This is a genomic window from Streptomyces radicis (assembly GCF_003626575.1).
Classification (GTDB): Bacteria; Actinomycetota; Actinomycetes; order Streptomycetales; family Streptomycetaceae; genus Streptomyces; species Streptomyces radicis.
Window position 1 is genome coordinate 141,469 of sequence record NZ_RBDY01000013.1, and the last position, 22,065, is coordinate 163,533.

At 70.6% G+C, this 22,065-nt stretch carries 15 protein-coding genes and 1 pseudogene; 5 read left to right on the forward strand and 11 right to left on the reverse strand.

The genetic code is table 11. The features are described 5' to 3' along the window. Positions 1 to 19 precede the first annotated feature (19 nt). The 3 genes from D7318_RS18680 to D7318_RS18690 form a co-directional block, all read right to left on the reverse strand. Positions 20 to 769 carry a carbohydrate ABC transporter permease gene (locus tag D7318_RS18680; RefSeq protein WP_120698255.1) on the reverse strand — a complete coding sequence of 250 codons (750 nt, stop codon included), beginning with the start codon at positions 767 to 769 and terminating at the stop codon, positions 20 to 22. A 76-nt stretch (positions 770 to 845) separates the two neighbouring features. Then, positions 846 to 1,709, reverse strand: coding sequence for a carbohydrate ABC transporter permease (locus tag D7318_RS18685; protein WP_120698256.1), 864 nt, complete (start codon positions 1,707 to 1,709; stop codon positions 846 to 848). A 68-nt stretch (positions 1,710 to 1,777) separates the two neighbouring features. Next, complete coding sequence (locus tag D7318_RS18690; RefSeq protein WP_120698257.1) at positions 1,778 to 2,194, reverse strand: type 2 periplasmic-binding domain-containing protein; 417 nt, start codon at positions 2,192 to 2,194, stop codon at positions 1,778 to 1,780. Between the two features lie 369 nt (positions 2,195 to 2,563). Between D7318_RS18690 and D7318_RS34025 the strand changes: the two are divergent. Next, positions 2,564 to 2,755: pseudogene (locus tag D7318_RS34025) on the forward strand (NADase-type glycan-binding domain-containing protein); the annotation flags it as partial. Between the two features lie 46 nt (positions 2,756 to 2,801). Here D7318_RS34025 and D7318_RS18700 read toward each other — a convergent pair. After that, entirely contained in the window at positions 2,802 to 3,557 is a 756-nt protein-coding gene (locus D7318_RS18700; RefSeq protein ID WP_120698258.1) for an SDR family NAD(P)-dependent oxidoreductase, read from the reverse strand. Between the two features lie 174 nt (positions 3,558 to 3,731). Between D7318_RS18700 and D7318_RS18705 the strand changes: the two genes are divergently transcribed. Next, positions 3,732 to 4,517, forward strand: coding sequence for a helix-turn-helix transcriptional regulator (locus D7318_RS18705; RefSeq protein ID WP_120698259.1), 786 nt, complete (start codon positions 3,732 to 3,734; stop codon positions 4,515 to 4,517). A 138-nt stretch (positions 4,518 to 4,655) separates the two neighbouring features. After that, positions 4,656 to 4,781 carry a hypothetical protein gene (locus D7318_RS34610; RefSeq protein WP_268987350.1) on the forward strand — a complete coding sequence of 42 codons (126 nt, stop codon included), beginning with the start codon at positions 4,656 to 4,658 and terminating at the stop codon, positions 4,779 to 4,781. A gap of 165 nt (positions 4,782 to 4,946) precedes the next feature. Here the strand turns inward: D7318_RS34610 and D7318_RS18710 are convergent, their stop codons facing one another. Continuing rightward, entirely contained in the window at positions 4,947 to 5,951 is a 1,005-nt protein-coding gene (locus tag D7318_RS18710; RefSeq protein WP_120698260.1) for a hypothetical protein, read from the reverse strand. 217 nt (positions 5,952 to 6,168) lie between these two features. Beyond that, a complete protein-coding gene (locus D7318_RS18715; protein WP_120698261.1) occupies positions 6,169 to 8,676 on the reverse strand; it encodes an SdrD B-like domain-containing protein in 2,508 nt (835 codons plus the stop codon). Positions 8,677 to 8,945: 269 nt separating this feature from the next. Here D7318_RS18715 and D7318_RS18720 point away from each other — a divergent pair, with 269 nt between their 5' ends. Continuing rightward, a complete protein-coding gene (locus D7318_RS18720; protein ID WP_120698262.1) occupies positions 8,946 to 9,599 on the forward strand; it encodes a hypothetical protein in 654 nt (217 codons plus the stop codon). A gap of 7 nt (positions 9,600 to 9,606) precedes the next feature. On the opposite strand, the gene D7318_RS18725 is transcribed toward D7318_RS18720, so the two are convergent. After that, a complete protein-coding gene (locus D7318_RS18725) occupies positions 9,607 to 10,947 on the reverse strand; it encodes a right-handed parallel beta-helix repeat-containing protein (protein WP_120698263.1) in 1,341 nt (446 codons plus the stop codon). A gap of 103 nt (positions 10,948 to 11,050) precedes the next feature. On the opposite strand from D7318_RS18725, the gene D7318_RS18730 reads away from it, so the two are divergent. Next, positions 11,051 to 12,253: a Dyp-type peroxidase gene (locus D7318_RS18730; RefSeq protein ID WP_120698264.1), complete on the forward strand. Its 1,203-nt coding sequence runs from the start codon at positions 11,051 to 11,053 to the stop codon at positions 12,251 to 12,253. A 337-nt stretch (positions 12,254 to 12,590) separates the two neighbouring features. On the opposite strand, the gene D7318_RS32890 is transcribed toward D7318_RS18730, so the two are convergent. The 4 genes from D7318_RS32890 to D7318_RS18745 form a co-directional block, all read right to left on the reverse strand. Then, on the reverse strand, positions 12,591 to 12,752 hold the full coding sequence (locus D7318_RS32890; RefSeq protein ID WP_183091459.1) for a hypothetical protein: 162 nt from the start codon (positions 12,750 to 12,752) through the stop codon (positions 12,591 to 12,593). 354 nt (positions 12,753 to 13,106) lie between these two features. Beyond that, a complete protein-coding gene (locus D7318_RS18735; protein ID WP_230423863.1) occupies positions 13,107 to 14,756 on the reverse strand; it encodes a hypothetical protein in 1,650 nt (549 codons plus the stop codon). A 122-nt stretch (positions 14,757 to 14,878) separates the two neighbouring features. Next, the gene (locus tag D7318_RS18740; protein WP_120698266.1) at positions 14,879 to 19,009 is read right to left on the reverse strand and encodes an Eco57I restriction-modification methylase domain-containing protein; all 4,131 of its coding nucleotides are present in this window, start codon (positions 19,007 to 19,009) and stop codon (positions 14,879 to 14,881) included. Continuing rightward, on the reverse strand, positions 19,009 to 22,047 hold the full coding sequence (locus D7318_RS18745; RefSeq protein ID WP_120698267.1) for a helicase-related protein: 3,039 nt from the start codon (positions 22,045 to 22,047) through the stop codon (positions 19,009 to 19,011). The genes D7318_RS18740 and D7318_RS18745 overlap by 1 nt, the downstream gene beginning before the upstream one ends. Positions 22,048 to 22,065 lie beyond the last annotated feature (18 nt).

The following is a 22,065-nucleotide window of genomic DNA, read 5'->3' on the forward strand; positions in this document are numbered from 1 at the left end:
GGGGCACGTCCGGCGCCCGTCATTTCACGGCACCGCGCGCCACGCCGCCGATGATCCAGCGCTGGGCGAACAGGTAGATGACCAGCATGGGGGTGAGCGCCATGAGGTAGCTGGCGAAGGCCAGGTTGTAGTCGGTGCTGAACTGGCCCTGGAACGCGTACTGCACCAGCGGAAGCGTGTACTCGTCCTGGTCGGAGAGGATGACGAGCGGCAGCAGGAAGTCGTTCCAGGTGTGCAGCCCCGTGAGGATCGCCACGGTGGCGTTGACCGGGGTGAGCAGCGGGAAGATCACGCGCCAGAACGTCTGCCAGGCGCTCGCCCCGTCCAGGAGCGCGGCCTCCTCGATCGCCTCGGGGACGGTCCTGAGATAGCCGGTGTACAGCAGCACGTTGAACGCGAGGTTGTAGACCACGTAGAGCAGGACGAGTCCCCACCGGTTGTCGAGCCCGAGGAAGCTCATCTCCTTGACCAGGGGAAGCATCACGATGGGGAAGGGGATGAACAGGGCCGACAGGAAGTAGATGAAGATGATCTTAAAGGGGGTGCGGTGCAGGTTGCGGGCTATGGCGTAGCCGACCAGTGAGTTCGTCAGGACCGTCAGGACGATGACGGCGCCCGTGATCAGCAGGCTGTTGAGCAGCGCCTGGCCGAACCCCGTGATCCTGATGGCCTCGCCGAAGTTCTCCCAGTGCCACTGGGTGGGGAGGGACCACAGGTTCCCGGCCATGTCCGTCCGCGACTTGAGCGCGGTGACCACGGTGAAGTACATCGGGATGAGAATGGTCAGGGAGCCGAGGAACAGCAGGCCCGTCGCAGCCAGTTCGCCCTCTTGCGCGCGTTGTCCATCAGACGCTCACCTCCCGTGCCCTGAGGAACCGCAGCTGGACCACCGAGATCAGCGCGATCACCAGGAAGTAGATGACGGCGTTGGCCGACTGGTAGGCGAACTCGCCGCCGGTGAAGCCGTCGCGATAGATCTGGTAGGAGATCGACTGCGTCGCCGTGCCGGGGCCGCCCTCGGTCAGCGCGACGATCTGGTCGAAGACCATGAGGAAGTTCTTCAGCGACAGGACCATGTTGATCGTGAAGAACGGGGCGAGCAGCGGGAAGGTGATGCGCCAGAAGCGCTGCCAGGCGCTCGCGCCGTCCAGCAGGCTCGCCTCCCTGACCTCGTCGGGAATCGTCTGGAGCCCGGCCATGTAGATGACGATCGTCGTGGCGCAGCCCTGCCAGACGGCGACGATGACCACGCCGACCCAGGCCAGGTCGGGGTCGCCGAGGATGTTCCGCGAGAGGGTGTCGAAGCCGAGGGACTCGCCCACCTCGGGCAGCGGGTTGGCGAACAGGAAGTTGAAGATGTAGCCGACGACGATGGTGGCCAGGATCGCGGGCAGGAAGTAGACGCCGCGCAGGAATCCCCTGAACCGGACGTTCGACGTCAGCCCGACGGCGATCGCCAGGCTCAGGACGTTCGCGGCGATCGTGGCGACCACGGCGAAGAGCAGCGTGAAGCGGTAGCTCTCCCGAATCTGCGGGTCGCGGAACAGCTCGGCGTAGTTGTCGAACCCGATGAACGACCAGTCGCCGTAGCCCCGGCTGTCGGTGAAGCTGTAGAAGACGCCCTGCAAGGCGGGCAGGGTGTGGAAGACGAAGAAGAGGAGGACGGCGGGCAGGGCCATCCAGTAGTAGATGTGGCGTCTTTGGGACATGGGATCACCGTCTCGGTGCGGGGGTGTCCGCCGGGGGGACCGGGCGGACACCCCGGCTCACCGATCTCTCACTGGATGCCGTGCGACTGGAAGTCCGTGTCGAGCGCTTCGAGGAAGGCTCCGGCGTCCTCGTCCTGGAGGAACGTCTGCGTCAGCGCCGCCAGGTCGCTCGCCCCGGTGAACATGCCGTCCGGGTACATCGCCGTCCGCCCGGTGTCGATCCAGTCGGTCTTCAGCGGAGCCAGCACGGCCTCGTCGGACGTGACGTCGTCGCGCACGGAGAACAGCCGCTGGTCCTCGGTGAACGTCGCCTGGCCCTGCGCGGAGAACAGGTAGTCGACGAACTCCTGCGCCGCCTCGGCGTTCCCGCTGTTCTCGGCGATGCCGACGACCGAGTCGGGGGCGGAGAGGATGACGCTGTCGTCCGCGGCGCCGTGGACCGGCTCATGTCGCAGATGAAGAACCCCTCGACCGAGCCCGTCCACGAGGTGCTCGACGTGGCACTCGTGGTCCAGGAGTCGACGGCGCCTCGTCCGGCTGGCCGGGCTGTGGGACCGGGTCGCGCGACTACGCGGAGCTGACGCGGCGCGCCGCGCCCGAGACGGCCCGCATCACGTGCCTCGAGGGGGAGGAGAACGAGTACGGGGCCCACGCCGTACGGGTGTTGGTGGTGCCGCAGGCCCACGACGCGCTCTACCGCCACCTCGATCCGCTGACCGGCGGGGCCGAGGGGGCGGGGTGGCCGTTCGGGCGCGCCAGCTTCTCGTCCCCGTCGCCGACCCGGCGAGCGCGGCCGACCCGTCGGCCGTCAGCCCTGTCCTGCCGGGCCGCCCCGACGCCGTGCACCCCCATGTGCAGACGGCAGCACGACGACGCGGGAGCTCACCCCCGACCAGGGCCTCGGGCCGCAGCACCGGCGGTTCAGGGCCGAGGGCGTGACCAGCGTGCGCTTCACCGTCCTGTCGTCCTACGGGGCGAGCGCCGACCGGCAGGTGGCCATCGCCGAGATCGAGTTCTTCGGCCCGTCGTCCGGCAACCGCCTGTGACGGGCGAACGGCGGCCGGAGCGGGCACGGTCACGGGTGGCGCCAGGTCACCACGGGACGTCGATGTTCTCCCATGTCGTGAAGGTGCCGGTCGGTCCGTCAGGGCCGAGGCGGGCGACCCGCACCACCTCGCGGACGGCGTCTTCGACCGACTCCGTCCCCTGGAACTTGACCAGCGCGGTGTTCGCGAACCCCGGTGAGACGAGATTGACCTTGATGCCGGTCGACTCCAGCTCGACCTTCATGGCGAGTGTGATGGCGTTGAGCGCTGTCTTCGACGCGGCGTAGACCGGTTCGAAAGCCGCGTGGAGCGGGGATGCCGGATCGGCGGCGGTCGTCAGGGATCCGAGAGCGCTCGTCACGTTCACCACGCGGGCGTCGGATGACCTGCGCAGCAGCGGGAGCATGGCCTGGTACACCGCCAGGGGGCCGAAGACGTTCACCTCCCAGACCGCCCGCACCTCGTCGATCGGGACGACGCTCGGCTTCGACAGGTCGCGGAGCTCCGCCACGTCGTCGACATCGGTGCGCGTGGTCGAGATGGCGGCGTTGTTGACGAGGAGGTCGAGCCGACCGGCCTCCTCGCCGATCCGCTTGGCGGCCGCGTCGATCGAGGCCGCGTCGGTCACGTCGAGCTGAAGCGCGGTGGTCCCGCCGCCGATGTCAGCCGCCGCGGCCTCTCCACGGGCGAGATCGCGGGAACCGAGGAACACGGCGACGCCGTCGCCGGCCAGCTCTTCGGCGACCTGCTTGCCCATGCCCTGGTTGGCTCCGGTGACGAGAGCGACACGGTTCGCGGGCATGACAGCCCCTCCTTCTGTCCGGTGTGCGGAGGTGGACGAGCGTCCGCGCCCCTGGCGCGCCTCGCCGCACAGCAACTGTGCGAGATCCAGGACCGGCCGGGAAGGCCCTTCCGCCCCTGGTACCGGCAGGGCCAGCCCGAGGCGTCATCGTCCGTCGGAGGCATCATGGTCCGTATGCAGCCACAGCTCAGGACGGATTTCGGGAAGTTCCTGCGAGGCAGGCGAGGCAGAGTGGTGCCGCCCGGGCCGTCGGCCACCGGCCGGGCGTCGCGCCGCCAGGTGCCGGGGCTGCGCCGACAAGAGCTGGCGGAGGCGGCCGACATCTCCGTGGAGTACTGCACCCGCCTCGAGCAGGGACGAGCGCCGCGTCCGTCGCGGGAGGTCCTGACCTCCTTGGCGAGGGCCCTCGATCTCACGGCGGCCGAGCGGGACCATCTGTTCCGTCTCGCCGGCGAGTTGCCTCCCGAGCCGCTCGCCCCCGGCAGCGAGGTCCGCCCCGGGCTCCAGCGCCTGCTGCGCGAGCTCGACAACACCATCCCGGTCACCGTCCATGACGGCCGCCTCAACGTCATGGCGCGCAACGCCGCCGCCGCCGAACTCCTCGGGGCCCCGTCCGGCACGAGCCGGTTCCGGCACAACATCGTCCACCAGGGCTTCACGGCCCAGGCCCGGGACCTTCTCGGGGCCGAGGGAGCCCACTCCTACACCCGGTGGGCCACGGCCGCGCTCCGCTCGGCGATGGGCCGATACCCTGACGACGCGTACCTCCAAGCCCTGCTCGCGGAGCTCTCCGCGACCAGTACCGACTTCAGGGACCATTGGCACAGGGCCGAGGTCACAGCGCGGCGGTCAGGCGTGAAGCACCTGCACCACCCGGCCCGCGGACAGCTGACGTTCCAGAACGAGATGCTCCACGACCCCGACCGCGACCACTGGATCGTCGTCTACCTGCCCTGCTGATCCCCGCCACCCACCGGGTACCGGTCCGGAACGGGCGGGCGATCGCGTCGATCACCCCACGATGGTCCCGGCAAGGCCCGTTCTCGTCACCCCGACGAGCTGGAGCCCTGTCGCTCGGACAACGGCCTTGCGTTGCGGATGGACGAGTACGTCAACGGCGAGTCCGACCAGCGCCCCTACCTCGCACCGGGAGACACGGTCCGGATCAAAGTGCGGGAACTCGGCGCGATCTTCGCACGGACCACCGCGCCGGAAGCGTCCTGATCTACCCGACAGGTCCCTCGCGCCCCCTCACCCGACGTCGCTCCCTCGATTCGCCAGGAGATACCCCGCGATGCGTCCCGTCCCCACCCGCGAAGAGGTGCTGCCACGGAACGTCGCCGACGCTCGCGCTGCACGTTTCCTCCGCCCGGCTTACTTGACGCCTGTTCAGCCTCGTCGGCGGAACCAGCGGCGCTGCCTGGTGGCCAGGGGCGCGGCCGCTGTCCGACCGACACTGGCCAGCGCATCGCGCAGCATCCGCAGGTTGACGGAGGCAAGGTCGGAGACGCCGCCGAGGGCCTCGGCGAGGGCGGCGGCCTCAGCCAGCCGCCGTTCCGCCGCGTGCCGGTCGCCCTGTGCCAGCAGGAACAACCCCGAGAAGCAAAGTGCCCCGACGAGTTGGTCCTGGCCGTAGCCTCCGGACCGGACGACCGTGGTGAACTCCCTGACCGCGTCCTCGGCCGCAGCCGAGCCGTCCTCCAGCGCCGCCGGGAGGAAGGCGTAGAACTGCTCGGCGCTGTAGAGCGCGAGGCCCCCGAAGCAGTGGTGGTCCCACAGATCCAGGCGTTGCGACGGGCAGTTCCGGTACACCCGCAGTCCTTCGGCCGCGGCTTCCTCGATGACGTCGACGCGGCCGAGTTCCTCACCGAGCGCGTGCAGCCCCCACATGGACCGGGCCATGCCTGGCTCGTGATCGGCGTTGTCACCGGCCAGCAGCCGGTACGCCCTCACAGCCGGCCGCCCGCCGCCCGGCGAGTCGGGGGCACCGTCCCCCAAGGCCACGCGCCGCGCGGCCTGTTCCCGTCCCCCTCCGGGGCCCGGCTCACAGCCCGGCTGGGAGGCCACCAGCATGTCGAAGATTCCCAAGGAGTGTTCCGCGGCGGTGGCCGCCCCGCCGGTCAGCCCGAGCCCGGCCAGCACGACCGCGTGTTCGTACAGCCGCTCGGCGAGCTCCAGCAGTGTGTTCAGATCGCCCGGGTCTTCAGCGCACAGCTCCTCCAGCACCGCCAGTGCCTGCTCGCGCGATGCCCTGGCCCGCTCGGCGTCGCCAGTCCGCTCGGCGTCGCGGACCTGTTGGTCCAGTTCACCGAAGCGCTCCTGCAGTGCCTCGATCCGCGCCCACTTCGCGGACTCCCCGGCCGTACCCACCTCTTCCCCCTGGCCGCCTGTCATGCGTAGCGCCCCCTCAACTCTCGTCCGCGCTCCGGCACCGCCTCGCTCACCACATTCCATCAGCGTTCCCCGGACGCTGACCAGTGCTATGGTCGCGCTCCCCAGCTGGATGCCGTGGACCTGAGCAATCTCGATGCCGTGGATGTTCGGCGCCGGTCAGGCCGACGGGCCGGTGCGGCGCACCGGCCCGTCGGGTGTTTCCGGGTGTTTCCGGGTGTCAGTGGCGTCCGTGGTGTCGTGCGCGCCGCTGACGGGTGACGAAGACCGCTGCCGTGCCCGCGCCGAGCAGCACGGCGGTGAGGGCGATGACGCCTCCGAGGCCGGACGTACCGGTGTGGGCGAGGCCGCCGCCCGGTGACCGTCCGGCCGGTGCCGGGTCGTTGGGCGCCGGGTCCGTCGGCTCCGCCGGGGGCGGCGTCGGGGACGGGGAGTCGGGCGGCGTCGGTGCCGGGGACTCCGGCTCCGGGATGTGGACACCGGCGTCGATCGTGTGATCGACCCCTCCCGGTGTGTCCGGCGCGGTGACCGGGGCGTAGCCGTTGCAGAGTCGGCCGGAGGTCGGCGGGGTCACATTGGAGTCATGGACCCGGTCGTCACCGGCGCGCGGCAGGGTGAACCGCAGGTCGGCGGCCGCCGGCTCGCCCGGCACCCCGCTGGTGTCCGCCGTGCAGACATCGAACTGCACGGTGTACTCGGCGCCCGGGGTCAGCTCGTAGTCCGCGCCGACCCCGCCGAAGTAGTACTCACCGGCGGCATCGGTCGTGGTCGTGGCGACCTGCTCGCCATCGGCGTCCAGGAGGTTGATCGTCGCGCCAGGCAGCAGTACGTGCCCGGGGTCCTGGAGGCCGTTGCGGTCGCCGTCGTACCAGACGACGTTGCCGATCTGGATCGGTGCGTTCGCCGCGGCGTACGCGATGTCGCCGAGGCCGCCCGCCTTGCCGAACCCGTTCTGGTTCGGGCCGACGAACTCGTACGCGTTGTTGACCGGGTCGTTGCCGGGGCCGAGGCCGGTGGCGACGTCGTAGTAGCCGGTTCCGCTGGTGATGACCCGCCCGGCCGGGTCCATCTGGGTACTGACGGCCCACTGCTGCTGCGGGATGTAGGCGACCGATCCCAGGGCGGACTCCTGGTGCGGCCCTGGCTGGGTCGCGGAGCCGCCGTTCGGGAAGAAGTCACCCGGGAAGTACTCGACCACGCTGCCGGGCTGGACCCCGTCGAGGGTCGGGTCCGTCGCGTGGTCGGGGCAGATCCCGGTGCCTTCCCAGTCGTACCCGCCGTCGGGCCTGGCGCAGGCCATGTTGATGTCGCCGCCGGACATCCCGTTCTGCGGTGTGTCGATGCCCGGCCTCGGGTCGAGGCCGCCCCAGCTCACGACGTCCATGAACCGGTCACGGAAGCCGAGGATCAGCGAGCCGTCGCGGGTGAAGGCCATACTGGCCAGCGCCGGCTGCGGATTGATCATCGCGCCGCCCAGTTGGAAGGAGTCCCAGTCCGCCAGGCCGGTGTGCCACGGGTTCCAGTGGTTGCCCTGGCCGCTGCCGGAGTTGCCGACGTGCACCTGGCCGCGCTCGAAGTCCAGCGGCTGGGACAGCACGGTGGTGAAGTCGTCGCCGTCATAGGTGGCGACGACGGCCCTCAGGTCCGCACGGTTCTGGGTGCTCTCGGCGCTGCACACACCCCCGACATACAGGCTGCCGTCGTGGGCCGCCACACTGAACGGACGCCAGTCCCCGTCCGACGCGCAGCCCGGGTCGGGGATCGGCACGGTCTCCTCGGGCGCCGAGGCCGTGGGCCCGGTCGCGTCGAAGCTGACCAGGCTACGGGTGAGCAGGTTCACCGCGTACAGGGTCGAGCCGTCCTCCGACAGGGCCAGGCCGCCGATGCTCTCCTTGCCCGGCGCGTCGGTGAACTCGGCGTCCTTGATCAGGTTGTCGGTGTCGTGCGGTGTCTCCGTGGCGCCCGGCACCGTCGCGAACAGCGTCGGGGCACCGCCGTCGACCGGCTGGGCGTAGATCGCGCCACCGCCCTCAGGGCCGTACTCGGTGTACCGCCGGGCGAACGCCGACTGGAACAGCTGGTCGCGGTACCGGTCGTAGGCCAGCCCGTAGGTCGTGCCCACCTGGTCCTGGGTGTTGAGGACCTCAGGGCACACCGCCCCTTCGGTACAGACGCCCCGGACGTCCGTCCCGAACGCCACCAGTGCCCGGGTGTCCGTCCCGCCCGCGCCGCTCTGGATCGGCACGAAGTAACGGGAGTCGGGCAGTGCGTAGTCGGCCGGGTTCCAGACCCCGGTGGTCACCGAGTCGTCCGTGCCGTCCGAGACGTCCACGAACGAGGTGAAGCTGTCGAAGTGGTTCTCCGCGGTCGAGGCGGGCGCCGCCCGCAGATAGCCGTCGTAGGGTTCCGGTACGGTGACGTCGACCCGGTACCGGCCGCCGGTCAGCTCGCCCGACGGCGGCACGACGACCCGTCCCGTGACATCCGTGACACCGGTGACGCGGTTGCCCGCGGGGTCGGTGACATCGACCTGGATTCCCCGCTGGGGCACATCCATGGTCGCGTTGATCACGCCGGTGCCGAAGAAGTCCCGCAGTACCTCGACGGTCAGGGTGCCGTCGGAGGCCGCGGCTCCGGCCTGCCCGGCACCGGCCACGATCGTGCCGACACCGCCCCCTACCAGGAGCACGCCGGACAACCCCATCCGCAGCAGTGCACCTAAACGCATAGCGCTCCCTTCGTCCTGGGCCAACGCGAACCCAGCGACTTCCCGCGCAGAGACTACAGTTGACGACCCGTAGTGTTCGGCCAATCACGGAAATCGAGGGTGCCTCGGTGAGAACCGTTATCTCGCGCCGCGTGCGGAGCACCGACATCGAGCGGCGTCGCCGGTGGCCACGGCTACGTTGGGCAGCGGCCGTCGCCTGCGTCGCGGCAGCCGCGACCAGCGCCTTCGTCCTCCTCGGCGGCGGTGAGGACCCCGCCGCACCACGGGCGTTGACCTCGGACGAAGTGAACCGGCTGGCGGTCACGCGATTCCTCAACTACCAGGCGGAAGGCCGGGCGGTGACGCTCAACGTGCCGAACGTCGACGGTGGGCTGGTCATCACCGCGTCCGTCGACTACCGCACCCACACCGGTTACGGGGTGGTGCGCGGGACCGGGCGCGACACGTCGAGCGACGGGCTGATCCGGTGGACGGCCACCACCGTCCTCGTCCACCCCATGGCGGACCCCCCGGACGTTGTCCCGGCGTCACCGCCCGAGTCCGGTTGGTACAGCCGTCCGCTGCTGACGTCCGGCATGACCCTGGACAGTGCGCTGGCCATCGTGCTCGACCTCGGCAGCGACCGGCCGGACAACGCCGCGCTGCTGCCGCAGAACGGCGCCACCTGGGTCGGGCATGAGCAGGTACGCGGCCATCGGACGGACATCATGAACGGGCCGCGTGCCGAGTCCGGTGCCGAGGTCCCTGGCGGCGACACCAGCACCGGTACGTCAGGGACCGTGCGTTACTGGATCGGCTCGGACGGCACCATGTACCGGGTCGAGGCCGGTATCGCCTCCGCGCCCGAGCCGGTGGTCATCGACTTCGACACCCAGGCGCATGTCCCCGTCCCACCGCTGCCCGGAGCCACCCCGACGCCGTAGCCGGCGCTCATGAGGCCCGTACCCGCGTGCCGTCGGCGAGCAGTGAAGGCGACGGCAGCGCGATGTCCTCGATGACCGGCAGCTCAGGAACGTCCGGCACGACGGTGGCGCCGACCGTGCGCGCATCCGGGAGCTCCGGCAGCGGTCCTGGCGCGGCCACGTCGGTGAAAGGAATGCCCGCGGGCGCCGCCGGGCCCTGCCAACTGCCGGAGGGCGTGGGGGATGTGGCCGGGACAGGGCAGGACGCGGTGGACGCGAGCCCCTCGGGCACGGTCGTCCGAAGCTCGTTCCCCTCCAGGCAGTTGCCCTGTCCCCCGGTGGCGGCGGGGAACGTCCAGCCGATGTCGACGCCGTTGTCGGTGAAGGTGTTGTCCGTGATCCGGTTGCCGTCCGCCGTCAGGTCGGCGGTCGCGGTGATCACGAGACCGGCGTTGGTGTTGCCGGTGACCAGGTTGCGGATGAACCGGTTGTCGCTGCCGCCGTCGACGCCGATGCCGATGCCCCAGCCGCCGTCGGCCTGTTCGGGGGTCTCCGGCTGCTGGTTGTCCGCGATCAGGTTGCCCGCGATGACGGCGTCGCGCTGCGGGAGCAGCTTCTCCTGGTGGTCGGAGTTGGTGGTCAGCCCGACACGGTTGCCGACCAGGCGGTTGCCGACCACATACATGTCACCACTGGCGTTGGTGCCCTCGTAACCGACCGCGTTGAGCTCGGAGACGTTGTCCCGCACCACGATCCGGCACGGCCTGCACTGGCCGACATAGATCCCCGAGTCCGCCCCGCCCGAGGTGTAGGAGTGCTCGATGACGCCGTTCTGCGCGGAGAACGCGTAGATGCCATAGAGGCCGTTACGGGTCGCGGTCACATGCGACACCAGGAACGACTCCAGGAGGCTGACGGGTTCGTCGCCGGTGTCGTAGCCGCCGCTCCCCGGCAGTGCGTCGACCGCCGCCGCCGAACCGGTGACCAGCAGCCCGTTGTGCGTGTTGTTCCGCACGGTCAGGTTCTCCACGGCCACCCCGGGCGCCGTGACGACCACACCGTTCGGCTGCCGCACCTGCCCGTCGATGACCACCTCTGCCCGGGACTCGCCCCGCAGCGTGACGCGCTCCGTGTCGATCAGCACCGACTCGTGGTACACGCCCGGCGCCACCAGTACCAGGTCGCCGGGGCGGGCCAGGGACACCGCGTCCGAGATCGTCGGAGCGTCGGCGGGCACCCGGATCGTCACCTCCGCGCCGTCCGGCCGCCGCCCCTCGCCCGATCCGTCGTCGCCACCGCCGCTACAGCCGGTCACCAGCGTCAGCGCGCCCAGGGCAGCCGTCATGACGCGAAGAGCCACTCGAGACATGATCCCAGTCTGGCACGGCGTCAGGCCGCCTGAACGTCGAACTCCCGCTCGCAATACGACGGTTGAGCGGCAGCCCCAGACCGGGTGTGGCAGGGTACGCATCATGCCGAGCGCCGACCGTCCCCCGTCACGCCGCGCGTTCCTCGATGTCACGGGTGTCACGGTGGCCACCGGTCTCATCGCCGGGTGCTCAGGGGACTCCGCCCGGTCCGCCCGGTCCGGCGATCCCACCAGGTCCGGCGATCCCGCCCGGTCCGGCGATCCCGCCCCTTCCGCGTCGGCCACGCCCGCGCCGGTCGCGGCGACGGGCCGGTATCAGGCGGGCGTGACGCTTCCCCGCACGGCCCAGCCCCACCTGCTGGCCCTGGTGGCCGACCTCGGCGACACGGTGACGCCAGGGCCGCTGCTGGCCGAGCTCGGCGAGACCATCCAGACCCTCACCGCCGGGTCCGACCCACGCCTGTTGGGCCTGTCCCCCGGCGATGTGACCGTGACCGTCGGCGTGGGCCCACGGCTGGTACGGACGGCCGGTGCCACGCTGCCCGGCGCGACCGACCTCCCGCCGTTCTCCCGCGAGCGTGTCAACTCGCGGGAACGCGACGGTGATCTGCTGCTCCAGATCTGCGCGGGCGACGCCCTGCTCCTGCCGCTCGCCGCCGCCGCGCTCCTGGACCAGGCAGGCGACCGCCTCCAGGAGCGCTGGCGGCAGTTCGGACGCCGCGGTGCGGAGGTGCCCGTGGCCGAGGACCGCTCCGCACCGCGCAACCTGCTCGGTTTCATCGACGGCATCGTGGGCCCGCACACCACCGCCGAGCAGGAACGTGACCTGTGGCTGGCCGACCCGCCCGCGGTCGCCGGCGGCACCCTGGCCGTTCTGCGGCGCATGGAGATCGACCTGACACGGTTCGCCGCCCTGTCCGTCGCCGAGCAGGAGGCGGTCTTCGGGCGGCGCCGGGCCAGCGGCGTACCCCTCTCCGGCGGCAGCGTCGACTCGGCCCCGGGACTCAGCGCCAAGACACCCGACGGACGCTATCTCGTCCCCGTGGACGCCCACGTACGCAGGGCGAACCCCACGGTGGTCGGCGTCGGCCACATGCTCCGCCGCTCCTACAGCATCGACGACCCCGCCCCCGGTCTGCTCTTCATCAGCTTCCAGAACGACCTGCGGACCTTCACGGCCACGCTCGCCCGCATGGACACCTCCGACGCGCTGCTGCCCTTCACCACCACGACCGCCAGCGCGACCTTCCTGATCCTCCCCGGCTACGACGCACGACGCCCGCTCGGTTCCACCCTGTTCGGCTGATCCACACCGCCCCTGCGGGGGGGTACCAACGCGCGCTGGCCGACGCGACATCCGGTGGGGCATAGGCCGCATTGCGCCCGCGGAGTGTTCGATTGAACGAGAACGGCCCCTGCCCGCGTTTTCGCAGATCTGAGGCCGTTTCACCAGGGGAGGCCGAGTCGACAGATTCGCAGTGGGCTCAGCCTCACCCGGCCGCACTACCTCTGACCTGCGTCTTTCCCACCCCGAGCGACCAAGACCGCGCTCCCGGGGAAGACCTGGGGGGGGACGCCCCTCTTTGAGGCCCGTTCACCCTGTTCCGGCAGCAACGACTGGTCCAGGTCGTGCTGGCCCAAGGTCAGGGACCGGAGGTGGTGGGCAGCGGGTCGAAGCGGTGGTCGGGGTCCGACAAGTCATCCAAGATCTCGGACTGTCGTCGTCCTGTGAGCAGCGCCGCCAGGAACCCGGTGCTTCCGGTGTCGTGGCGCTCCCAGTAGGGGCCGTGGCCTTCGCTGACCATCACGGTCCAGCGGGCCGGCCCGACTCACCCAGTCCTGGGCGTCGGAAAACGAGGCTTGGGCGGAGGACAGGTCCGCCTGGGCGGCTATCGCCCGGTCCGGGGCGCGGTCCGCCATGCCCTGCGCTGTCTCCAGCTTGGGCCAGTACGTCTTTAATGCCTGGGCGGCCATGTCGTACGAGGTCTGGAGCTTCTCCAGATCCCACCGGCACCGGCCGAAAGCGCTGGACCAGCCGCTGGAAGACCGCGCTGAACGCATTCGACATCACCTTCGACGGCCGCCTCACCGCAGCCCGCCAGTAGACCCCAACTCAATCGAGTACACCGGCTCGTTTGACAGACCCTCACCCCACCCGCTCAAGTCTTCGTGTTGGTCAGGTGCGGGCCGAGGTAACCGACGTACACCAGGCCGGTGTTGGGTCCGTCGTCGTAGAAGTAGAGCCGTGGGGAGACCATGTTGCCACCGCCGATACGAAGGTGGGCCTCCATGAACAGCCTCTTGCCCGGGTCGACGGCCTGGGGGACCGGGAACGTGCGCTCGCGGCGCCAGTCGTCGCGGTTGCCGACGGTCTTGGACTCCTTCATCTTGACCTTGCCGGCCGGGAAGAGGTGCTCGCAGTCGTCGGGCAGGTGGGCGCACCAGTAGCGGAAGTCGCCGCCTGCCGTACCGGCGGCTGACGCGGCGGCGTAGTCGTCGAGTGCGCACAGGGCGTCCCAGGCGACCTCGAGCCAGTTGCCGATGGACTGGGCGTCGAGTTCCCTGGCCTTCCGCTTGTCTCCGGTGAAGCGGAGGTGGGTGAACTCGTTCATCCGGTCGAGCATTTCGGCGAAGGTGGCGGGTACGTCGGTCGGTGCGTCGGCCGGGGCGTGGGCGAGGTCGTACCGACCGGTCCTTTCCAGCCCTATCTGGAGGGTCCGCACCTGTCGCTCGGCGTGCTTGAGCTTGGCGTACAGGTCCTGGTTCTCCGCCGCCGCCTCGAACTCCTGCTCCTCCGCGATCTGGAGCTGCTGGCGCAGGTCGCGCAGGGCGTCCGCGTTGGCGTTCTCCCGCTGCTCGGCCTCGGTGAGCATCTTCGTGAGGGTCTCGTTCTCGGCGCGGAGTTCGTCCAAGCCGGAGCCGTGGGCCGCCGGGCGGGGGCGGGTGCGCTGGACGGGGAGGGTGTCCAGTGGCGCGGGGAGGGGGAAGCGTAGGGCCAGCCGTTGGGGGAGGGCGGCAAGGATGGTCGCCGCGCGCCTCGGGCTCGCCTCGAGCGTCGTCCGGGACATCACCAGGTGGCGCTGAGCGTCGGGCTGCCAGGCTGGGTCGACACCGGGGAGGTAGGTGCGGATGCCACCGCCGAAGACGCGGTGGTAGTCGAGGGTGGTGTTGAAGAGGGTCTGGGCTTCGGGCCTGAGGACGTACACCACGGCGAGACCGGTGAGGTGTTTGTAGGCCGGTTCGACGATCTTTTGCGTCCAGACTTCGGGGTCCTGACCGTAGGGGACGCTCGCGATCACGATGGGCAGCCTGCGGTCCTGGTCGCAGAGTTCCTCGATGACCTCCTCGACGTCGTCCGGCTCGATGAACTTGGGTTCGGTGGTGACATCGGCGAGGCCGTCCTGGGCGGGGATCGCGTCGAGCAGGAGCTTTGCTATGCCGGGGGTGTTGGCCGGGATGGGGCGGAGGTCGGGGGACGCCGGGTGGTGCTCGATGTCCACCTGGAGCCAGGTGCGGCGGTCGTCGTCGCGGTTGCCGGAGCGGACGACGAGGGTGGACTGCCAGGTGCCCCGGTTCTTCTGGCGGCTTTCACGCAGTCGCCAGCGCGAGTACGAGCCGCGCCGACCCGCTGCCGCGTCGTGGTCGAGGGTGACGCCTTCCGCTAACTCGTTGCGGCCCTCGTCCAGGGCGGAGGTGTCCAAGCGCTTGAGCTCGCCGAGCCAGCGGTGCAGCTGGCGGTCGGCTTCGGCGGAGGTCGTCACGAAGTCCTGCGTGGTCGAGACAACCATGCGGTAGTTGCGGGGTTCCATGGGCTGCTGCCTGTGCGGTGTGGTGGGCGGGCGGTGGATATGCCGAGTACGGCGCGCTGCCCTGGGAGGGCGGTGCGCAGGTGGGGGTGCTCAGGCGAGGTGGGGTTGTGCGGTGCGTGGGGCTACGCCGGGTGGCGGGGGCCCTGGCCGGGGGGTGGGTCGAGGATGGTCTGGTAAGGGGTGCCGGTCACGCGGGCTTCGGCCATGCGGTCGTAGATGTCGAGGATCAGGTCCTTGGTGCGGTAGGTGCCGTGGGTGGCCTCGTCTTCCCGCTTGACGATGGGGAACGTCTCCATGACGTGTTCGACTTCGTCGCGGTCCAGGCCGTAGAGGTGGAAGAAAGCGGCGTCCAGTTCGGCACGGAGGAGTTCGCGGCGGGGTTCGTGCCAGCGGAACGGGGGGCCGTCGTCGCCGAGGTCGCAGGCGTAGTCAGCCATGTCGTGTGAGGTGTAGGCGAGTTCCGCAACCCGAAGCATGATCCAGTCGTCGGCCACGTGTAGGACGCCCAGCTCGGCGGGTTGCGGGACGGGGAGCTGGTACAAGTAGCCGTACGTGAGGTGAGTGCCGGCGATCTTCTGCCGAATCGCGTAGTCGAAGGCGAATGAACTGAGGCATGTTTGCAGCAACGCGGCGGCGGTGGCGTCCTCGGGAAACAGCAGCGGGTAGGTGTGGCCGACGCCGTAGGGCGGCAGCGCTGTGAGCATGGTGGTGCGGGTGTCCGTGCCACGGGCGATGTCCCGCCAGCCCATCAACCAGCCTCGGTACCACTCCCGCTCAGCCAACCGCGAAGCCACCCCAGACTCCTTGACCGGATTACCCTTCCTGTCCCGCTTCCCCGTCTCCACGTCGAACTCCGGCACCCAGTACCGCGGCATCGGCACAAACCCCGGATCATCATGCTGCTCCGCCGTAACTCGAGGCAGGGTCCCCATGTTGGCCTGCGCCTCGGTCTGCCTCTCGTACGTTCCGAGCCGGTGGTCGTAGTGGTGCAGCATCTTCGCCTCGTACAGCGGCAGGTACCGCTTGCCGTCCCGCTCGAAGACGTTGCCGTTGAGAGTCCAGCCCTCGACCGCCAACTGCTCCTGTGTGCGGAACAGGTGGGAGTCGTTCGACATGTCGAACATCCTCATGAACGACAGCCCCCAGGGGTTGCCCTCAGGGTCCCCCTCCCGGATGAGCACCGGCACCCGGCGATAGATCCCCAGCGTGATCTCCGCATCCCGCCGCGACCGGAACACCGGCAAGGTGCCCGTGTTGGGGTTGACGAGCAGGATCTCCTCCGGCGGCATCGAGAAGCGGCGGCTCGGCAGGTCCTCCATGTACCGCGTGCCGAAGGCGAACGACGCCTCCCGTACCCGCTCCTCGCGGCCCGCCACCGTCAGGAGACAGAAGCGGACCGAGTGGTGCACGGCCCGGCTCAGCAGGAACGCCTCGTTCTCGAAGTCCAGGAAGGACGCGAGCCGCGCGCTGCGCACCAGGTCCGAGAAGAACGGCGCCGTCGTCGCGTCCGTCGCGATGCCCGTCGGCAACACCAGGCCGAAGCGGCCGTGCGAGGCGATCCCGAGGGACGCCGTCTCGGCGAACACCGCGTAAGTGTTCACGTCACCGCGGCCCGCGAGCGGGAAGCGGCCGGAGTCGCGCAGCAGGTGGCTCACGCCTTCCGCCTGACGCTTGGCGGCGACGAAGTCCTTGAGCAGTGCGCGCTCCGCGGGCTCCTCGCTCGTCGCCAGCGCCCTGATCAGCCGCTCGCGGGCCGCCTTGTTGGCCGCCGTCGCGATCTTCTCGCTGCGCGTGGCGAAGAACTCCTGCTCCTGGAGCTTGACCCGTTCCCACGGCGGATTCCCCAGCACGCAGCTGAAGCCCCCACCCCACCCGGTCCGCTCATCCACCCCCACGGCCGAGCTGGCGTCCGGGTCGTCCGGCACCGAGAACACGTCGGGAAACTCCAGGTGCCAGTGGAAGAACCGGTACGCGTTCCGCAGCTCGGCGACCTTCTCCCGCGTGCCCTCCGGCAGCTTCTTCCAGCCGCCCTCCCGCAGGCCGAGCAGCCCCTCCAGCGTCAGTGCCGGCGGACGCGCCTCCTCCGTCTTCTCCCAGACGAACGCCGCGCACCACGCGTCCGCGAGGTCCCGCTCCCGCACGTACTCCGAGTCGGGGCCCTCCATCAGCTCCGCGTAGGCGTCCCGCTGCTTGTGGACGTACTCCAGCTTGTCGTTCCGCGCCGTCGTGATCCCCGCCGCGGCCTTCCCCAGCTTCACGTTCGATGCCGCCAGCGCCGTCGTCGCCCCGAACAGCTCGCCCTGGTGGACGCCCGCCAACCGAGCCTTCCACGCCTCCCGTTCCGCCTGGTTGCGCTTCCTGAGCCCGGTCACCCACTTCTTCTCGTCGCCCTCGATCGGCTTGAAGGCGTCGTCCGGCAGCCCCTCCGCCAGGAGTTTCGGCGTCGCGCCGACCAGGCCGTTGCCGTGCTTGATGTGCGAGTCGAGGAAGCTGAGCGGCTTGCCCGGCTCAAGGGACTCGATCCACAGCGAAACCTTGGCCAGCTCCACCGCCATGGGGTTGAGGTCCGCCCCGTAGACGCACCGGCTGATCACGTCCCGCAACGCTGTCCGCGTCGCCTCCGCGCTCGGTTCCGGCGAGTCCGTACGGACGGCCGCCAGCCGCTTGGCGATACGACGGGCCGCCGCCACCAGGAAGTGCCCGGAACCACAGGCCGGGTCGCAGACCGTCAGCCGCAGCAGCGCCGCCTCCTGCTCCTCCCGCGTCGCGCCCGACTTGACCGCGTCATCTATCACCGGGTCGAGCGCCGAGTCGAGCAGACAGTCGATCAGTGACGACGGCGTGTAGTACGAACCCGTCGTCTTGCGTTCGTTGCCCGCGAGCGTGCGCAGCTCGAAGGTGTTCGCCACCGGGTTGAAGCGGGGAACCAGCTCCAGCAGGGACTCGTAGATCGAGCCCAGTTCCTCCGCGCCCAAGTGGCGGTAGTCCACACGGCGTGGACGGTTCAGCTTCGGGTCGATCACGACCGACAGGGCCTTCACCGCCGTGTACAGCGCCTCGTTCGGCAGCTCCAAGTCGTCCAGGACCGCGTCCGCCTCCGCGCGCTCGAACAGACCCCCCAGACCGGGCAAGCCCAGCTCAGGCCGGCCGCCCTCCTGGCCAAGACCCTCCAGCACCAGGCGCAGCGCGTGCCACTGGTCGCCGTGCGGGCCGCCCGTGCGACGCGTGGCCGTGCGGCGCAGACGGGCCGTGGAGAAGTACTTCTCGTAGCGCTCGCGGGCCTCGGCCGGGGCGTCGTCCGGGATCAGCAGGCCGCGGTCCTCCGCCACGAACAGGAACAGCAGCCGGTACACCAGGTGCAGCAGCGCCGGGTGCATGGCCCGGACCGTCACCTCGGACTCGTCCAACTTCCGGCGGAACTCCGCGTTGTCCCGGTGCTGGATGAAGCCACTGCCCAGCGTCACCAGGGCCTTCTCCACGCCCAGGCGGAGCTGCTCCATGGCCCGGGTGCCGCTGGCGATCGCCTCGGTGCGCCACTTCTCCAGCCAGCAGGCGGCCACCCCGCTCTCGCCCCGCGGTTCGAAGCGGGAGCGGTGCGTCAGGCGCCAGAGCAGCAGGAAGTCCGCGAAGCGGTCGCCCTCGAAGATCGCCTCCACGTCGAACTCGACGTACGCCGAGCCGACCAGGGACGTCGAGTCCCGGAGCAGGCGCAGCAGGCGGCCGTTGGACAGGACGCCCCACAGGGTGTCCGGGCCGCTGCGGTTCAGGTACTCCTGGAGCAGGGACTGCGGGGCCGGGCCCGGCAGGGACGGTGTCCTGCGGTCCAACTCGACGTTCCAGCCGGTCAGGTGGACCGGCACCGCCTGCCAGACGTGGCTGACCCGGAACCTCTTCTCGCCGTCCGCCGACGGCAGCCCCTCGGCCAGGGCGTCGGGCAGGCGGCCATAGCCCAGCTGTTCGAACAGCGGCAACAGCCAGCGCTCGACGGTCACGCCGACCGCCGGGATGCCCGTGGTGTCGAGGGCGCCGTCCTTGCCGAGCGCCTCCTGGTAGGCCGTCCACACGCCCTTCAGGTACGCCCAGGAACGCTCAGCCGCGTCCCGGACGGTGTCGTTGACCGCGAACAGGCCGTAGTCCTTGGGGTGGGCGCCCGGCACGTCCTTGCCGTCGCGGACGCGGGTCAGCATGTCTGGCGGGAGGAGGCCGCCCACAGTGAGGACGGAGTCGGTGACGATGGTCTTCGCGAGGCTCATCAGCGGGCTTCCCCGTTCGTGGTCGCGGCGTCCGCGGCCGTCGTGTGCGTGCCGTCGAGGACGGGGACCGGCAGGTAGTGGTACACGCCGAGCACGTCCGGGCGGCCCTGGACGTCCACGCGCAGCCCCCGGCGGGCCGGGCCGGTCGCGCCGCGTACGTCGCGGAAAGCGCCGCGCACCCGGCGGTGCGCGTCGAGGAGGCGGGCCGCGAGGTCCTCGCCGCGCTCCTCAAGGACGGGCATCAGGGACTCCAGGGAGGCGAGGGTGCCCTCGACGCGTTCCTGGGCGAAGGCGCGGTCGGTGTTCTGCGCCGCCCGGGCCTCCAGCAGCGCGATCGCCTCGTCCTCCGGGAGCCAGTCGGGGCTGGCCGCCGAGCCCCGGAACGCCAAGAGGCGGGCGTCCTCGGCCAGTTGCTGCCGCAGTACGCCGTCACGGCCTGGTAGCGACAGCTGGAAGCGGTAGCGGATCAGGAGGAGCGTGGTGCGCCTGGCCACGGCCGTCGTACGGACCACTCCGCAGCGGCGGGCGGGGCGCTGCCACTGCGGCATCCGGTCGTCCAGCGCCGTGTCGAGCACGAAGCGGGCCGCCGCCGCCACCACCGGGTCGGTGCGGGTCAGGGCCACCTCGCCACGCGGGGCGGTCGGGGTGGCGTGGAAGGCGACCGGGCGGGGGTGGCGCGGGCCGAGTAGCGTGGCGAAGGCGTCCCGCAGCGGTGCGGGCAGGGCCTCGGAATCCAGCGTGAAGCCGTCCGGTTCGCCGCGCAGGGGGCCCGCGACGCCGCGCAGGGCAGTGAGCGCGTGGCGGGTGAAGCGGCGTACCTCCTCGCCGGTGCCGAGCGAGGCCCGGACCTCGGCGACTTCCTGGGCCACCTCCTCTCGCTTCACCGCGTGCTGCGCGTACCGGGAGCGCGAGGCCTTCTCGCGCTCGGCGGCGCTCTGCCAGGCCTGGTGCAGCTCGGCCGTCTGCCGGCCGACCTCCGACTCCACCGCGAACAGCGTCTCCTGCTCGTACTCCGGGCGCTCACCGCGCAGGATCAGGCCCTCCAGGACCGCCTGCATCACGTTCTCGGACGAGTCCGGCACCGGCACCGAGATGCCGGTGGCCTTGCGGATGCGGGCGTGCTTGCGCAGCAGGACGTCCAGGACGATGCCGTCGATCGCGTTGTCCGCGCCGTAGAGGGTGACCGCCTTGACGACGTCCCGGCGCTGGCCGAAGCGGTCGACGCGGCCCTCGCGCTGCTCGTGGCGAGTCGGGTTCCAGGCGAGGTCGTAGTGGATGACCGCGTCGAAGCTCTCCTGAAGGTTCACGCCCTCGGAGAGGCAGTCGGTGGCGACCAGGACCCGGCGCTCCGGGGGCGCCTCGCCGTCCTCGCCCTCCTCGGTGAGCTCGGCGATGCGGGCGACGCGCTGGTCGGGGGAGAGCTCGCCGGTGACCGCCTCGACGGCGTACGCCTTCGTCTTGCGGTTCTTGTTGAGGGCCTTGTCCAGGTGGTCCTTGACGTACTCGGCGGTGGAGATGAAGCGGCAGAAGACGATCGAGTTGTAGCCCTCCTCCAGCAGCTCCTTCACCGTGTCGATCAGCTGCTTCAGTTTGCGGTCCTTGGCGGGTCCGGCGAGTTCCTTCGCGGCCTGAGCCATGGCCAGCAGTCGGGCCTTGCCCTCGTCGTCCAGCGTCTCCGCCTCCGGGTCGGTGGCGCCGGGGGCGAGCAGCGCGCCCGGTACGGCGTCCGCGGACTCCGCCGACTCGTCGTCCGCCGGGTCGGTAACGGTACGGCTGCCGATCGCGTCGGCCTCGGTCACCGAGTCGGCGTCCTGCACGCCGGCCCGTGTGTGGAGGGTTTTGCGGACGGCCGCGGGCGAGGAGCCCAGGGCACGCAGCAGGGCGAGCGCCGACCACCAGCGGATGCGCTGCTGGAGGGCGCCGTCGGCGCTGCGGATGGTCTCGCGGGCGTAGGCGATGACCTCGTTCAGGAGCTGCCGGTAGTCGGGGTGCAGGGTGTAGTCGACCTCGGCCGAGAGCCGGTCGCTCGGGAAGTTCGCGTCGTCACGGAAGTCGTCCCGGATGTCGGCGCGGCGGCGCTGAACGAAGTGCCGGGCGAGCAGGTCGCGGCCCGCCTGCCGGTCGAGGCTGATCGACTCCAGCCGCGTATCCAGCAGACCCAGCAGGTTCCGGAACGGCTCCTCCTTGCCGCTGTGCGGGGTCGCCGTCACCAGCAGCAGATGGCGGTCCGGGGCGTCGGCGAGGGCGCGCAGCAGGGCGTAACGCTGCTGGCGCTGCTGCCTGGCGCCGCCATTGCCCGAGTCCGCGACGCAGGTGTGCGCCTCGTCAACGATCACCAGGTCGGGGCAGTTCCTGATGAAATCGTCCCGGTGGCGGGGGGACTTGATGAAGTCGGTGGAGACGATGTAGTTGCGGTCCGGGCGGAACACCGACTGCCCGTACAGGCGGCTGCGCTCCAGGCGGCCGATCGTGGAGGCCAGCACCAGCTCGGCGTCGATGCCGAACTTGCCGCACAGTTCGGCCCGCCACTGCTCGGCCAGCGCCGGGCTGCACAGCACCACCAGGCCGCGGGCGTCGCCCTGGGCGAGCAACTCGGTCGCGATCAGGCCGGATTCGACCGTTTTGCCGATGCCGACGTCGTCGGCGATCAGCAGTCGTACGGTCTCCTGGCGCAGCGCCATCAGCAGCGGCACCAGCTGGTACGGGCGCGGCTCCACCGAGACCCCGGCGAGCGAGCGGAACGGGCCCGCGCTGGAGCGGAACCCGATCCGCAGGGCGCTGCGCAGCAGGCCGGCCGCGCCCTGGTCGCCCAGGTCCGACGGGCTCGGCGGGGCGAAACGGGCGTGCTCGACCGGCTCCAGGGCGGTCAGTACCCCGGCGATGTCGTCGTCCGTGCCGCCCAGCGGGCGCAGCACCAGCAGCTCTGACGTCGAGTCGGGCAGCACGACCCATTCCCGGCCGCGCGCGTGCACGAGCGAGCCGACCGCGAATTCCCGGCTGCCGTCCCGGGCGGGCGCGGTGGTGGTGGGCGGCGTCATCGGCGGGCCTCTCAGGAG